The sequence below is a fragment of the Pseudomonas sp. NFPP02 genome, assembly GCF_900119355.1.
Taxonomy (GTDB): domain Bacteria; phylum Pseudomonadota; class Gammaproteobacteria; order Pseudomonadales; family Pseudomonadaceae; genus Aquipseudomonas; species Aquipseudomonas paracarnis.
Genome location: NZ_FPJI01000004.1, coordinates 163,899 through 178,838 on the forward strand (window position 1 = coordinate 163,899; position 14,940 = coordinate 178,838).

Consider the following 14,940-nt stretch of genomic DNA (forward strand, 5'->3'; position numbering starts at 1 on the left):
TGTGCGGGCGTTTTCTTTTCTGGAGTGCCCTTATGAACAAGCCAAAGCCGGACGAGCAGCCGCCTGTGGTCCAGCCATTGGCGGCGAAGGCAGAGCCGCCACCGAAATCCCCCGATCTGCCTCGGACCTTTCGCGACAAGGTGTTTACTTCGCGAACCCTGATATCGCCTGAAGGCCAAAGCATCGCAGTCGCCAAGGGGCTGGTGATAGCCACCACTCCGGATCAATACCGGTTCCTCCAACGTCACCCTGACCTCGAACCCGTGCCGGAGTAGCCCAAATGATCGGAATGGATCGCCACACTGGGCAGCCCATCTCCGGCATTGAGCATCTGCGTCAGTGCATTGAAGACATCCTGACCACCCCTGTGGGTAGCCGCCGGCAACGGCCCGAATATGGCAGCCAGTTGCGCCGCTTCGTCGACCTGCCAGTCACCGAAGGTTGGAAAAGCGCTGTCCAGGCTGAGGTGGCACGGGCGCTGGGACGGTGGGAACCTCGACTGAGCATCAGCCAGGTGCGGGTGGTGGCTGTCTTGGACGGCCGAATCGAGTTTGAACTCAAGGGCCTGTTCAAGGGCGAAAACGCGCTAGTGAGGGTCGCCGCATGAGTACCGTGGATTTATCAGCGCTACCGGCGCCACCTGTGCTGGAGGAACTCGACTTTGAGCAAGCCTACGCTGAGGAGCTGGCCGCGTTTCGTTTGTACATGGGCGATAACTGGACCGCCGAGTTGGAAAGCGATCCGGTGGTCAAACTGTTGGAGCTGGGTGTGTACCGCCGCATTCAGAACCGGGCACGGGTGAACGATGGGGCCAAGGCGCTGCTATTGGCTTACGCCATTGATGGGGATCTCGATCAACTCGCTGGCAACGTCCGTCTGAAACGCCTGGTGATTCAGGAAGAAAACCTCAACACCGTCCCCCCGACACCCCGGGTGATGGAATCCAACGATGCCCTGCGCGAGCGGGTGCAGCTGGTGTACGAAGGGCTGACAACGGCCGGCCCGCGTAACAGCTACATCCTGCATGCCCGCAACGCGTCGGCGCTGGTGGCCGATGCCACGGCTGAAAGCCCGTCTCCTGCGGAGGTGGTGGTCACGGTGCTGCACCTGCAGGGCAATGGCGTGGCCGAGCAGCCGCTGCTGGATGTGGTCATGAGATACCTCAGTGATGACGACATTCGGCCTGTTGGGGATCGCCTCACCGTGCAAAGCGCTGAGGTCATTGAATACCGCATTGACGCGGTGCTGCACATGGCCGGAACCGGCTCTGAAAACGAGGCGATCCTGGCAGCGGCTGAGCAACGCTTGGCGGGTTGGGTCAATCCTCGACGGCGGCTGGGCGTTGAAGTGCCACGTTCAGCCATTGATGCGCAGTTGCACATCAGCGGTGTTGGCCGTGTGGACCTGCTCGATTGGCAGGACATCAAGCCTACCAAGTACCAGGCGGCTTACTGCGTTGGCTTTACCGTCAAGCAGGGAGGCACGCCATGAAAAGCCTGCTACCGATTAACAGCACTCAGCTGGAGCGGGCCATTGAAGCGGCCACCGACGAAGTCACCGATGTTCCGTTGCGCAAACTGTATAACCCCGATACCTGCCCGGCGCATTTGCTGCATCAATTGGCCTGGGCTTGGTCGGTCGACCGCTGGGACAACAAGTGGTCGGAAGCTGTCAAGCGCTCGGCCATCCGCTCGGCGTTCTACGTGCATGCCCACAAGGGCACCATCGGCGCGTTACGCCGGGTGGTTGAGCCGCTCGGCTATCTGATCGAAGTGCTGGAATGGTGGCAGACAACGCCCAAGGGTGTGCCGGGTACCTTCGCGTTGAAGGTGGGTGTGCTGGAAACCGGTATCACCGAAGAGATGTATCAGGAACTGACCTGGTTGATTGACGACGCTAAGCCAGTCAGTCGGCACATGACTGGCCTGGCGATCAGTCTGGAAACCACTGGGGGCATAAACATCTTCGCCAGTGCATACGACGGCGATGAGATCGACGTCTATCCGCCCGTGCTGCAGGACATTGAAGTCACTGGCGTTATCGGTGGCGGAGGGCGTGAGCACTCCATTGACGCGCTGGATATTTACCCGCCGTCACCGGGTGTTATCTCGGTTGACTGTGTGATCGGGGTGTCTGCCCGCGAACATTCCATAGACTTTTTGGACGTATACCCATGATTGATGCCAATTCAAAGTTCTACGCCATCCTGACTGCGGTCGGGGAGGCCAAGCAGGTAAAGGCCGATGCCGGTTTGCTGACCTGGAAAATCACCCACATGGCGGTGGGCGATGCCAACGGCACCGACCCACTGCCAGACCGCTTGCAGAAAGTGTTGATCAACGAACGCCGCCGGGCTCCCTTGAACTCCTTGGCCCCCGATCCTGCCAACTCGGCCATCTTGGTTGCTGAGCAGGTTATTCCCGCTGATGAGGGCGGCTTCTGGGTTCGGGAGCTGGGGTTGTTTGATTCGGACGGCGATCTGGTGGCAGTCGCCAACTGCGCGCCAAGCTTCAAACCTAAGCTGTCTCAAGGATCAGGTCGCACGCAAACTCTGCGTATGAACTTTGTGGTCAGCAGCTCAAATAACATTGTGCTGACCATTGACCCGGCAGTGGTTCTGGCAACACGGAAGTATGTCGACGACTCGGTAGCGAGCGCGGTCAACCGGCTGGATACCAAGCAGTCGGTCCTGGTTGCAACAACCACCCCGATGGTGCTGGCTGGCATTCAGGAGATTGATGGCCTGGCAGTGCCAGCGGGATCCCGTGTGCTGGTTAAAGATCAGGATCAGGCGAAGGATAATGGCCTGTACCTGGTGAGCGCTGATAGTTGGATACGCACAGTTGATGCCGACAATAGCGAAAAGGTCTCGCCAGGGCTGCTGGTGACGGTAGAGCGGGGTGCAGTGAATGCTGACACTATTTGGCAGCTTGTTACTGACGCGCCAATCGTACTGGGCTCATCGTCCCTGACATTTCAATGGACAGCAGGGCAGAACGCGCCTACTGCTCCCATCGATGATCGTTCTAAGCGGCTGGCAAATACAGAGTCAGTTCGTCGGCAGATTGAAAGCTCCAACCAGAGTTTTCCAGCGCACGTATACCGCAAGAATCGATTGATCAATGGCAACTTCGATATCTGGCAGCGCGGAACGACAGGCTTGGTTGGCGACCTGTCGGGTTCACCCCAGGCAGTCTATGGCCCTGATCGTTGGGTTGTTTACATGCCAGCAAATTCAGCCGCAACCTGGGAAAGAATCGCCTTTGAACCAGGTGCGGGATTCAACGAAGGGCGTTACGCCTTAAGGGTCTCGCGCTCAGGTAGTAGTGACGGTGTAAACCTCAGTCAGCGCATAGAGGGCGTAGAAACCTTCGCAGGTAAAACCGTCACGGTCTCTTTCTATCTGCGTTCGTCCATAAGTCATAAATGCGGGGTGCTTTTGCGCCAGGCATTTGGTCTGGGTGGATCCGATGGTGGTCCAGCTGCTGGTACAGAGGTGACCCTTACGACAGCGTTCAAGAAGCATGTCGTCACGTTAGACGTGCCGCCCATAACCGGCAAAAAACGGGGCTCGGAGGGCGACTACCTTGAGCTGGTGTTTGGAAGTTTGGGCAAGGGAACGTATACGCTGGATATCGCTTCTGTCCAGCTTGAAGCAGGGTTTGTTGCCACTGACTTTGAATTGAGGCCGTTGGCTGAAGAGCTAATGTTGTGCCAGCGGTACTACGAAAAGACCTTCTCCCAAAATATCGCTCCGAAAAATGGTGTCGATGTTTCTGGCTCGTTAATCTCAATTGTATATGCCGGTCAAAATGGCCCAGGTAGCCAGCCGGTTGGACATTGGGTATTCAGGGTGGAAAAACGTACCACTCCCAGTATCAGGCTTTACAGACCGATGGGTGATGGGCCTGACGGGCAATGGCGCTCGGGTAGCAATAGCATCTCAAGTGCAAATGCACGCGCCTTGATTGTTGGCACGCGTCAAGCGTCAGTTGATAACAGTGATGTCGGCATCACTCCCCAAACCTATTACATTCATGCCACGGCCGATGCCGAGCTTTAGGAGGCTTAATGAGTTACCGGCTCACCGATAATCCCGATACCGTTATTCAGCTATCCGACGGAGCAACTGTTCCGCGTGGGCATCGGTTTTGGGTTGATTATGAAGAGTGGTTGGAGTCTGGCGGAGCGCCTGAACCGGCATTTCTACTTGATCCCGCTATCGCCGAAAGAGTGTGGCGTGACGCTGAGATAGAAGGCGTCAAGTGGCTACGCGAGCGCCACCGTGATGAGGTCGATTCTGCTCGCCCAACCACGCTAACGGTCGAACAGTCGGGGGAGCTGCTGGATTACGTGCAGGCGCTACGTGATTGGCCTCAATCCCCAAAATTTCCGACAGTAAGGCATCGGCCTAAAAAGCCAGACTGGATCGCACTGCAGACTCAATAACGCCCCGCATCGTCGGGGCGTTTTTGTACCCACTGTTTAACCCTCTAAAGCCTCGCACATGCGGGGCTTTGTCATTTCTGGAGAACTCGCACTATGGCCTCTTCCGGTCGTTTTCACGGCGTTACCGTCACCCTGGTGGATACCGGGGCACGGACCATTGCGCTGCCGTCGTCGTCCATTATCGGGCTGTGCGACACATTTACTGTGTTACCCACGGCGTCCGCAAAACCCAACGAGCTGACGCTGATCACCAGCGAGCGAGAAGCGGTAGCCGCTTGGGGGGAAGACTCAGCGATCACGCGTGCATGCAAGGCTATTTTCGTCCGTGCGAAAGCCGTGGTTATCGGTTGCGGTGTCGCCAAAGTTGAAGACCCTGCCCAGCAGACCTCCTCAATTATCGGCGGTGTCCTGGCGTCGGGGCAGCGTACCGGCATGCAGGCGTTGCTGGACGGCAAAAGCCGCTTCAACGCACAGCCGCGGCTGCTGATTGCCCCGGGTCACACCTCGACCCAGGCGGTTGCTACTGCGCTGGACGCGTTGGCCGGCAAGCTGCGGGCCATGGCGCTCCTCGACGGGCCGAACACCACTGATGAAGCCGCCATGGCCTACGCCCAGGAGTTCGGCAGCAAGCGCTGTTTCCTGGTCGATCCGGGGGTGCAGCTGTGGGACACGCTGCAGAGCAAAACCGTCAACGCGCCGGCCTCGGCCTTCGCCGCTGGTTTGTTCGCCTGGACGGATGCGGAGTACGGCTTCTGGTCATCGCCGTCGAACAAGGAGTTCGTTGGCATTACCGGCACCTCGCGCCCAGTCGAGTTTCTGGATGGCGACGAAACCTGCCGGGCCAACCTGCTCAACAACGCCAATATCACCACGATCATCCGTGACGGCGGCTACCGCTTGTGGGGCAACCGCACGCTGTCGTCAGACCCCAAGTGGGCGTTTGTCACCCGTGTTCGCACCGTCGATATCGTCATGGACGCGATCCTCGCCGGGCACAAGTGGGCGGTCGACCGTGGCATCACCAAGACCTACATCAAGGACGTGACCGACGGCCTGCAGGCGTTCATGCAGGACCTGAAAAACCAAGGCGCGGTGATCAACTTCGAGGTGTTCGCCGACACCGAGCTGAACACCGTCAGCCAGCTGGAGCAGGGCAAGGTGTACTGGAACATTCGCTTCACCGACGTGCCGCCTGCCGAGAACCCGATTTTCCGGGTCGAGGTCACCAATCAGTGGCTCACCGAAGTCCTGGAAACCGCTGCCTAAGGAGGCCGCTCAATGATTCCTCAAGTGCTTTACAACACCAACCTGTTCGTCGACGGCATCAACTTTACCGGCGACGTGCCCAGTCTGGGCTTGCCCAAATTGGCAGTTAAGACCGACGAATACCGTGGCGGCGGCATGGCTGGCCCCATCGAGATGGATGTCGGCCTGGAGAAGATGGAAGCCACCTTCACCACCAACGGCGTGCGCCGCGAATCCATGAAGTTCTTCGGACTGGCAGATCAAACCGCCTTCAACGGCGTGTATCGCGGATCCTTCAAGGGGCAGAAAGGGCAGACCACAGCTGTGGTGGCGACCTTGCGCGGCATGCTCAAGGAACTGGATCCGGGCGACTGGAAGCCCGGTGACAAGGCCGAGTTCAAATACTCGATTGCGGTCAGCTATTACAAGCTAGAAATCGCTGGCCGCCTCATTTACGAAATCGACATGGTTGCCGCGATCCGCGTGATCGACGGTGTGGATCAACTCGCCTCAATGCGCAGCGACCTGGGCCTCTAAGGAATTAATCGAATGGCTACCCCTGAACTGAAAAAGCTTCCCACCTGGCTGAAGCTGACCGCCGAACACGCAACAATCACCCTGTCCCGGCCTTCCGACGTCAATGGCGTCAAGGTCGATACCTTGACCATTCGCTCACCTACGGTGCGCGAAGTGCGTGCCGCAGATCGTGCCTCGGGCGACGACGAAGAGCAGCGCGAACTGATGCTGTTCGCCGGTCTTTGCGAAGCCGGTCAGCAGGATCTGGAGGGCCTGAAGCTGGTGGACTACCACCGCCTGCAGGCCGGTTATTTTCGCCTGGTGCAGGACGACGGGGTTTAACCCCGCGCTGCTGAAACTGGCGGCCAAGCGCTTGGCGGCGGAAACCGGATTTTCCGCCGCCGAGATCCAGGCCATGCCGTTTGCCGAGATGGTCTGGTGGCTCTCGGATTGAGCCACCCGCCGTAATCACTCGCTACAGGGAGCCACGACATGGCAAACAAACTCGCGCTCGGCCTGGTGATTGGCGGCGCCGTCAGCTCTACGGTTGGCACCGCGTTCAAGGATGTTCAGGGACGAATCAAGCAGCTCGAAGCCCAAGGCACCAAGGCTCGGGTCCTGCAGCGCACGATTGGCGACACTATCCGTCTGCGGGAAGAATGGAAGAAGGCCAACGACAGCGGCGCCGCTGGTGCCAGCACGTTGCTGCGCAAATTGGAATCCAACCTCAGCACCCTGAAGAAGCAGGGTGTCGAGGTACGCAATCTCGCCAAGGCTTACCAGACCATGGAGCAAGTCGCCCGTAAGGCTGATCTGAAAGCCACCGGGTACTCTCAAATCAAGGAGGGCAAAGAGGGGCTTACTGGCACGCTGGGCAGGGCGGCGGCCGCGACTGCGCTAATCGCTATTCCCACCAAGGTTTCGGCCAACTATCAGACGCAAATTCGGCAAATGGCGTTGTGGGCACACACCGCCGGCACGGACGCCGAACAGCAGATGGCCGACAAAATCAGTGAAGTGGCTGCGAAAAAGGGCATGGGCCAGCAGGCTTTGGCCAGGGCGGTCGGTGGCTTGATCGAGAAGGGTATCGACTGGGAGGAGTCGGTGGACTATGCACCGCTGATTGCTGACCTGGTCGACGGGCAAGGCATGGAAGCGGAAACCATCGCCACCTTGTTCAGCGCCTTCAAGGAGGCCGGGGTCAAGAAGGAAGACATGGGCGCTATGCTCGGCCAGGTGGCGGCTGCTGGTGACATTGGCGCCTTCGGTCCCAAGGACATGGCCAAGTACATGCCGGCTCTGCTCGGCACGATTAAACGTTTGGGCATGGAAGGACCGGAGGCCGTGCGTTTCCTCGGTGCGAGTTTGCAGTCGCAGTTCTCGCAAACCCAGGACGCGGCAGCGGCCGCGACCAACATGAATAACCTGCTCAACGCGGTGATCAGCAGCACCAGCCAGGAGCGGTTCGCGAAGCAGGGTTATGACCTGGCGGGCTCGATCTTGGCGGCTACCAAAAGCGGCAAGGCGTCCAACCCCGTCGAAGCCTTCATCATGCTCAGCGAGCAGCTGATCCAAAAACAGGATCCAGCCACGGCCAAGAAGGTCGCGGCGCTCAAAGCCAAAATTAAGGCGTCCAAGGATGGCAGCGCCGAGGAAGAGCAGGCGATGGTCGCGCTGATTCAGGCGGCTGGCTTGGCGAACATCGTCAGTGACCAGAGTGCCAGTGACGGCTTGCTCGCCCAGATCAAGTACGGCAATACGATCAAAGACAACATGACCACCATCAAGGAGACCGATGGTAAGGCCAAGATCGAGGCCGATGCCGCCAAGGCTCGCGAAACGTCCAACTCCAAGTGGAGCGCGGCGACATCGAGCATGGAAGCGACGATGACAAGTCTAGGTGATGCTTTGCGGCCTCTCACCGATTTGGCGGCCGATGGTCTGACCAAGGTTGGTAACAGCATGGCGGGCCTTGCCAATGAGTTCCCGAAAATCGTCAGCGGGACGACAGTGGCTATTGGGGCGATTGGCGCAGCGGTGGCGGCGTTTCAGACATTCAAGATCGGCAAGGGGCTGCTCAACCTAGCCCGTGGTGGTCTGGGTGGAAAAACGGGTGGCGTGCAGAAGGTTTTTGTCACCAATGCGGAGGCAGGAGGCGGTGAGGGGGGCATCAAGGGTAAGGCCGGTACCGCGTTGTCGGTGGTTGAGAAAGGACTGAAAGCCGTCGCCGCTGTCCGAGGTAAGGAGAGCTTGGAGGAGGGGGCTGATCCGAAGGCCGGTGGGTTCGATCCAGTCGCTACGGGTTTGGATGTCGTATCGATGATTCAGGATGCTGTGGGGGCAGAGGGCGGAGCTGAATCTGCCGGTGGTGGTGATGGCTGGGTTCGACGTGTATTCGTCGTCAACATGGCATCCATGGGCGGTATGGGTGATAGACGTCCGGGACGGCGGCGTAACAGAAACCCGCCTACTTCTCGACCGTCGCGTCGAAGACCAGCGGCCCCGCCACGGCCACCTCGTCCAGCTGGACCGGTGCAGGCGTCTCCAGCAGCACCGCGATCTTCGGTTCCGCCGCGCAGCCCGGTTGTTAGGCCGTTGCCACCGCCGGTTACCGTTCCGTTGCCGGCGTCAAGGCCGCCTGTTCCAGTGCCTCGTCCTCCTGTAGTACCGAGTCCCGGCAGACAGATGTTGACCTCGGTCGCCGGAGGCGTCGGTAAGGTTGGTAAGGCGGTCAAAGCAGTTCCAGGCGCTTCCCTGGTTGAGGCGGGCAGCATGGTGCTAAACACCTACCTTACCGCTGAAACTCAGGACGAAAAGGCGCAAGGCTATGGTGAAGCCGCTGGAACCCTCGCTGGGACTATGGCGGGCGCCGCTGCTGGTGCAGCTATTGGTTCGGTGGTGCCGATCATAGGCACAGCCATCGGCGGCATGGTGGGTGCTTACCTAGGCAGTATGGGAGGGCAGCAACTGGGCGGCTGGGCAGGATTGTCGATGTTTGGCAGTGACAAACCCAAAGAGCCCGCCGCTCCGATTACACCGATGCTGTTGGCACCGCGACCTGGCCCTGCTGTACCCAGTCTGGCGACTATGGCCAACAGCTTTGCCCGGCAACCCGCTGCCATAGTGGTCGAGGCTGCACCTGCTGCACCTGCTGCACCTGCTGTGCCAGATATTGGAACGGCTGTCGCTCCGGTGTCGCCTGTTGCCAGGCCGTTGATCCAGGCGGCTTCTGCGCCGGTAAACCGTATTGTCGACTCTCAAACCCGTCGACAGCCTCTAATCGCGGCGTCAGCACCGAAGCCAGCAGCTCCAATGATGCTGCCAATGGGACCCGCGCTGGGTGACGTGACTCGCTCGTTGGCGGCGCCTGCTGCTACCAAACCTGCGAACCTGGTTATTCAAACGCCTGCTGCACCCAAGCCAGACCCGGCACGGGTCGACCAGAAGTTCAGCTACTCGCTGAGCATGCCGGTCACGGTCGAGGGAGATGCCAAGGATCCGCAGCAGTTTGTTCAGCAGTTGCTGCCTTTGATGCAGCGCGCACTCAGTGACGCCGCGCAGCAGGAAGCCAGGCGCAATCTTTACGACGATGCTCATACATAAGGAGAGACCATGGAGTACCTGGAGCAGATGCAGTCCGGCTTCAAATACTTGGTCAGCGCAGGGGAGGCGGGCCGACGGAGTTTGGAAGGGATGCTTGGGCCGGTAAATGGTGCCATCAGCGAAATCACGGGTGCCGCGGCTGAACTCGAAAACGTGCCGTTCATTCCCGACGGTGTCGGGGAAAAGCTGCAGCGGGTGATGCGGGGCGTTGGCGCGGCCCAGGCCAAGGTCGGCGCCGTGGTGGAAACTTACAGCCGCGCTTCACGTGCGGCGTCGCAGATTGACGAGCGACTGGGTGTTTTGAAGGAACAAGCCGCTAAGGCGGGCGCTGCGATCAATCAGGTGGCGGGCAAGGTCAGTCCGCAACTGGCGAACATTTTTCCGACCGAAGCGCTGGGGCTGTCGCAAACGCCTCTCGCCGAAGCGGTTAAACCGTTTCCACACCTGTTGATCATCCAGCCGCTCAAACCGAACACGCAACCGTATTACTTCAACCTGGATACGGCGGCCTTCGACGAGTTACGCCGGCAGACGGAGTTTCGCTGGGCCTCGCAAGAGCGTCTCAGCCGTCGGCCGGCGCAGCAGGCCATCGGTATGGGCGAGGAGAAAATGACACTCAAAGGCTCAATCTTTCCCGGGTTCAAGGGAGGACTTAAGCAACTGGACACCCTGCGCAGCATCGGTGCCCAGTTGCTGCCACTGACCCTTACCACCGGCTACGGAGAAGTGCTGGGCACCTGGTGCCTGAAGAACCTCGATGAAGAGCAGAGCGCGCTGCTGCAGGGCGGTATCCCGCGCAAACAAGTGTTCACTCTGGAGTTTGTACGTTATGGCGATGACCTGCAGAACGTCTGACGGCGACGTACTGGATACCTTGTGCAATCAGTTTTACGGGCACTTGAACGGTACGGTGGAGGCAGTGCTGGCTAACAACCAAGGGTTGGCCGACCAGCCGCAGCCACTCAAGGCCGGCCTGCTAATTGTCTTCCCTGACCTTCCACCGATTACGGATGAGACGGTGCAGCTATGGGATTGAGGGCTGATTGCCCCAACGATTCGTCGCCGATAGACTCGCCATTTTTGGATTGAGCGCGGGACGCCTTATGGAAAGATCAACAGCGTTAAGGACGGTTAAGCGGGGCATCTGGGCTGAGTTGGGCTATAGGATGAATTGGATTTTCTTCGGCATCGTGGGGGCGATCCTCTTGGCCTTCATCCCTATCGTCGGCTGGATATTGGCAGTGGGCGTGGTCGTCGCCACGCTGTGGAAGACCTTCGGTTTCCGGGAAACGCAGGTGGTCGGCAGCTGCGCTGTGTGTACCAAGTCGATGGTCATTGAGCCGAAGACCGACGTGTTCGCTTGCCCTGTGTGTCAAAGCTGTATTGCTGTTCGAGAGGACAGCCTGGTGGTGCTCGACATCAACTGAGCACCCATTCATGACAAAGCCCCGCAATGCGGGGCTTTGTCGTTTCTGGGGTATCGAGATGAAACCAACTTTTAGAATTGTCGCGGACGGGACCGATATAACGGCCCTGATCAACGACCGCCTGCTGTCCCTGCGTACCGTCGATAAACCTGGCTTGGAGTCGGATGACTTCGAGTTGCGTATCGATGACCGCGACGGTTCGGTTTCACTGCCCAAGCGTGGTGCCGGCATTGAGATCTACCTGGGCTACGCCGGCAACAGTCTGACGCGCCTCGGCCGCTATGTCGTGGATGAGGTCGAAGCATCCGGCCCGCCGGACACCATCGTGATTCGCGGTAAAGCCAGCGACATGCGTGGAACCGGCAAAACTACCCGCACAGGTAGTTGGGAAAACGTCACCCTCGCGCAGATCGTCGCTGACGTGGCGGCTCGCAATGGCTGGCAACCGGTCTGTTCCATCACCACGGTAGTGCCCCGGGTCGACCAGATAGGCGAGTCCGACTTCAACTTCATCACTCGTCTGTCCAAACAATACGACTGCACCGCCAAGGTCGCTGACGGCAAGTTGCTGGTGATGCAGCGTCAGGCGGGTCAAAGCGCGAGTGGCAAAACTCTAGGTGTGGTCACCATCAAGAAAAGCGACGTCAGCCGCTGGCAGTTTCGTTTCGCTGACCGAACCGCGCAAAAGGCCGTCAAAACGCGCTACCAGAACAAGAAGAGCGGCGAGCTGGTGACCCTGGAGCTAGGAAACGATGACGCGCCGGAAGGCATGCCGCCGGTCCATACCGACCGACATATCCATCCCAACAAGTCTGCAGCGGAACAGGCTGCCAAGGCGCGGCTGAATGCGTTCAACCGTTCTACGGCAGCGGTTCGACTGGAGATGGTGGGGCGCGCCGACCTGTTCGCCGAGCGCCACATCAATGCGCAGGGCTTCAAGGACGGATTGGATGGGGACTTTCTCGTGGACTTGGTGGAACAGGTATTCACCCAGGCCGGCTGGTCCACCACGGTCGAGTGTAATGCCGGTAAGAAAGGCAAAGCCAGGGCCAAAGGGAAGAAAGAGAAAAAGCCGCTCACCGTGCTGACGGTGCCGTGATCGCTTAACGCACTTGTCCGATCCGCAACGATAAACTCAGGAGGCGTCATGCCCATCACCGAGCAACAACTTCAACGCATCATGCCCAACGCCCGCCGCCAAGCGGGCGTTTTTGTATCTGCCTTAAACGCAGCGATGACCAACAGGAAGATCGATACACCCAAGCGCCAGGCCGCATTCCTCGCCCAGGTCGGACACGAATCGGGTCAGCTGCAGTACGTACGCGAACTGGGCAGCGATCAGTACCTCAGCAAATACGACACCGGCTCTCTGGCGGCCAAGCTCGGCAATACCCCGGAAGCCGATGGGGACGGTCAGCGTTACCGTGGCCGTGGGTTGATCCAGGTCACCGGGCACGATAACTACCTGCGTTGCAGCCTGGCGCTGTTCGGCGATGAGCGATTGTTGCGCACACCGGAGCTGCTCGAGCAGCCGCAATGGGCGGCAGAGTCGGCAGCGTGGTTCTGGTCGGTGAACGGGCTGAATACGCTCGCGGATCAGGAGCAGTTCAACACCATCACCCGCCGGATCAATGGCGGCCTGAACGGTCTGGAGGAACGGCTGCAGCTGTGGGCGAGGGCGAGGGCGGTGTTATGCGTCTCTTCGACCTGATCCCTGCGCAGTTCCGCATCGCTGCCGTCGGCGTGCTGTTGTTGATGGTGGTCGCCGGATCTGCGGCGTTGGCCTGGACTGCCCAGGACTGGCGTTATGGCCGAGTGCTGGAGCGCCAAGCCCGGCTGCAAGCGGACACCCTCAATAAGTTATCCCAGGCGTCTGCTGCCCTGCAGCGTACCGAGCAGGAAAAGCGCCTGGCCTTGGAACAGCGCCTGCAGACCAAAGACGAAACCCACCACAAGGAATTGATCAATGCGCAAACCAAGCAGGCTCGTCTGCGTGATCGCCTGGCTACTGCTGATCTGCGGCTGTCAGTCGTACTCGCCGCCACCGATGCCACCAGCAGTTGTTCAGTGCCAACCACCACCGCCACCGGCCGCGTGGTTCATGGCACCACAAGAGCCGAACTTGACCCAGCGCATGCTCAACGAATTATCGGAATCACCGATGCCGGCGACCAAGGATTGATCGCCCTGCGGGCCTGTCAGGCTTACGCAAAAGAAGTTTCCACACCGAAGTAAAAGGAGCGGCCGGGGAGGATGCGTCAACATCCAGCCCGGCCACCTTTCCCGCAGATTGCCCCTGCAAGTCCAGCCAAGGCTCCTGCTTCGTGCAAAAAGCGGAGCGAGCCTAGAACTGTTTGTCCATACAGCAACGGTCTTGCTATTTATGTCTACACCCGTCATTCCTTGGATGGGCGGCAAACGCCGCCTGGCCGCGCCCCCAAATAGGGCTTCAAAGCCAGACCAAAATGGCGGCTGCTGACATCCTGAAGTTGGCATAATGGTGGTGCGTAGTCATGGCATCCACCGCCAGCCGGAAAGGCGGTTGCTCCAGCAGATTGATCCAGGTCGAAAGCGGCCTCCCCCCCCAGCCCTGTATACAACAGAGGGGAAAGTGAGAAAGTTCGGTTCTCATGCTGGTCAGCGCTTCTTTTGCTCAGATGGAACTCGACCGTAGTCTGAGATGACCGCTGGCTGAGTTATGACAGGCAGGCGTCTTTCTGCCTCTTCGACAATCAGTGCGATGGTTTTTCTGGCGATGGGTGACAACGTGCGGCCGGCATGAAACACGATGGTTTCCGGGATGTAGCGCAGATGTTTGGGGATCGCGGGCTGGATTTTTTGGATTAGATCTATCAGCACCCCACTCTCTAAATCAGGCGCTAGCCAAGATTGCCAAGTGAGCAGTAGGGCGTCGCTAGTCAGCGTGGCCTGACGCAGGCAGTTCAGCTCATTGCACACCAACGTCCACGGCAGTAGCGTCGTCGAGGGCATTCCGAATAGCGCCCGGGCGTGCACGTCGTCCGTGGTCACGGCAGCCCACGGGTAGGCGAGCAACTGCTGATACGTCACTGGCTCGACCTGTAGAGCCAGTGGGTGCTCGGGGCGACAGAAGATAGAAGCCGGTTGTGGCGGCAAACTCCGAACATCAAAGCGTGGGTCCACCCCCTGCTCGACCCGCACGCTCGCTACGACAAACTCGATGTCTTCCTGTGCCAGTTGGTTGGCCAGGTGATGCCAGTAATTGACCTCAGGCGTTACCACCAGCTTGGGTGCGTTCTTGCGCAAGGCGAGCAGCACGTTGGGAAGAGTGGTATTGGCGGTCATCATGCCGACGCCGAAGTTAAGTTCACCTCCCTGCCCCCCGGCGATATCGCTGGCCTCCGCGACCAGCTTGTCGGCGCACGCCAGCATCTCGCGCGCCCGAGCAATGAGCTGGTGACCGGCGCATGTCAGCGTCACTGAACGGGTGTCCCGATCAAACAGGCGCACCCTTAGGTCTTTTTCAAGCGATTGGATGCTACGGCTGAACGCCGTCTGCGAAAGATGGGCTCGCTCCGCAGCCCGAGAGAAGTGTAGTTCCTCTCCAAGCAAGACCAGGTGACGAATTCGCTTCAAGTCAATTAAGTCGTTCAATGCATCAATCGCTCTTCATATTTGCATTGGACGGTTGTACCTCACTCCCAGAAACTTCGCCATAGTT

The 14,940-nt window shown here is 59.2% G+C and carries 17 protein-coding genes; 16 read left to right on the forward strand and 1 reads right to left on the reverse strand.

Going from position 1 to position 14,940, the window contains the following annotated elements:
* The first annotated feature begins 32 nt into the window (after nucleotides 1-32).
* The 16 genes from BT204_RS08940 to BT204_RS09015 all read left to right on the forward strand — a co-directional run bounded on the left by BT204_RS08940 (nucleotide 33) and on the right by BT204_RS09015 (nucleotide 13,475).
* Nucleotides 33-275 (forward strand): hypothetical protein, encoded by a 243-nt coding sequence (locus BT204_RS08940; RefSeq protein ID WP_083544059.1) that lies wholly within the window; start codon nucleotides 33-35, stop codon nucleotides 273-275.
* A 5-nt stretch (nucleotides 276-280) separates the two neighbouring features.
* Nucleotides 281-607, forward strand: coding sequence for a GPW/gp25 family protein (locus BT204_RS08945; protein WP_072446479.1), 327 nt, complete (start codon nucleotides 281-283; stop codon nucleotides 605-607).
* A complete protein-coding gene (locus tag BT204_RS08950; RefSeq protein WP_072446481.1) occupies nucleotides 604-1,491 on the forward strand; it encodes a baseplate assembly protein in 888 nt (295 codons plus the stop codon). The genes BT204_RS08945 and BT204_RS08950 overlap by 4 nt, the downstream gene beginning before the upstream one ends.
* The gene (locus tag BT204_RS08955; protein ID WP_072446483.1) at nucleotides 1,488-2,177 is read left to right on the forward strand and encodes a phage tail protein I; all 690 of its coding nucleotides are present in this window, start codon (nucleotides 1,488-1,490) and stop codon (nucleotides 2,175-2,177) included. The genes BT204_RS08950 and BT204_RS08955 overlap by 4 nt, the downstream gene beginning before the upstream one ends.
* Nucleotides 2,174-4,063 (forward strand): phage tail protein, encoded by a 1,890-nt coding sequence (locus BT204_RS08960; protein ID WP_072446485.1) that lies wholly within the window; start codon nucleotides 2,174-2,176, stop codon nucleotides 4,061-4,063. Before BT204_RS08955 ends, BT204_RS08960 begins: the two co-directional genes overlap by 4 nt.
* A gap of 8 nt (nucleotides 4,064-4,071) precedes the next feature.
* Nucleotides 4,072-4,449: a phage tail assembly chaperone gene (locus tag BT204_RS08965; protein ID WP_072446487.1), complete on the forward strand. Its 378-nt coding sequence runs from the start codon at nucleotides 4,072-4,074 to the stop codon at nucleotides 4,447-4,449.
* Between the two features lie 93 nt (nucleotides 4,450-4,542).
* A complete protein-coding gene (locus BT204_RS08970) occupies nucleotides 4,543-5,715 on the forward strand; it encodes a phage tail sheath subtilisin-like domain-containing protein (protein WP_072446498.1) in 1,173 nt (390 codons plus the stop codon).
* Between the two features lie 12 nt (nucleotides 5,716-5,727).
* Entirely contained in the window at nucleotides 5,728-6,231 is a 504-nt protein-coding gene (locus BT204_RS08975; protein WP_072446500.1) for a phage major tail tube protein, read from the forward strand.
* Between the two features lie 12 nt (nucleotides 6,232-6,243).
* Nucleotides 6,244-6,552 carry a phage tail assembly protein gene (locus BT204_RS08980; RefSeq protein ID WP_072446502.1) on the forward strand — a complete coding sequence of 103 codons (309 nt, stop codon included), beginning with the start codon at nucleotides 6,244-6,246 and terminating at the stop codon, nucleotides 6,550-6,552.
* A 150-nt stretch (nucleotides 6,553-6,702) separates the two neighbouring features.
* A complete protein-coding gene (locus BT204_RS28090) occupies nucleotides 6,703-9,813 on the forward strand; it encodes a phage tail tape measure protein (protein ID WP_239695911.1) in 3,111 nt (1,036 codons plus the stop codon).
* 9 nt (nucleotides 9,814-9,822) lie between these two features.
* Nucleotides 9,823-10,668 carry a phage tail protein gene (locus tag BT204_RS08990; RefSeq protein ID WP_072446504.1) on the forward strand — a complete coding sequence of 282 codons (846 nt, stop codon included), beginning with the start codon at nucleotides 9,823-9,825 and terminating at the stop codon, nucleotides 10,666-10,668.
* Nucleotides 10,643-10,849 carry a tail protein X gene (locus BT204_RS08995; protein WP_072446505.1) on the forward strand — a complete coding sequence of 69 codons (207 nt, stop codon included), beginning with the start codon at nucleotides 10,643-10,645 and terminating at the stop codon, nucleotides 10,847-10,849. The genes BT204_RS08990 and BT204_RS08995 overlap by 26 nt, the downstream gene beginning before the upstream one ends.
* Nucleotides 10,850-10,979: 130 nt before the next feature.
* Entirely contained in the window at nucleotides 10,980-11,240 is a 261-nt protein-coding gene (locus BT204_RS09000; RefSeq protein ID WP_139271493.1) for a hypothetical protein, read from the forward strand.
* Between the two features lie 58 nt (nucleotides 11,241-11,298).
* On the forward strand, nucleotides 11,299-12,339 hold the full coding sequence (locus tag BT204_RS09005) for a phage late control D family protein (RefSeq protein ID WP_072446509.1): 1,041 nt from the start codon (nucleotides 11,299-11,301) through the stop codon (nucleotides 12,337-12,339).
* A 48-nt stretch (nucleotides 12,340-12,387) separates the two neighbouring features.
* The gene (locus BT204_RS09010) at nucleotides 12,388-12,951 is read left to right on the forward strand and encodes a glycoside hydrolase family 19 protein (RefSeq protein WP_072446511.1); all 564 of its coding nucleotides are present in this window, start codon (nucleotides 12,388-12,390) and stop codon (nucleotides 12,949-12,951) included.
* A complete protein-coding gene (locus BT204_RS09015) occupies nucleotides 12,933-13,475 on the forward strand; it encodes a lysis system spanin subunit (protein ID WP_072446513.1) in 543 nt (180 codons plus the stop codon). Before BT204_RS09010 ends, BT204_RS09015 begins: the two co-directional genes overlap by 19 nt.
* A gap of 402 nt (nucleotides 13,476-13,877) precedes the next feature.
* Here BT204_RS09015 and BT204_RS09020 read toward each other — a convergent pair whose 3' ends face one another.
* Complete coding sequence (locus BT204_RS09020; protein WP_072446515.1) at nucleotides 13,878-14,873, reverse strand: LysR family transcriptional regulator; 996 nt, start codon at nucleotides 14,871-14,873, stop codon at nucleotides 13,878-13,880.
* Nucleotides 14,874-14,940 lie beyond the last annotated feature (67 nt).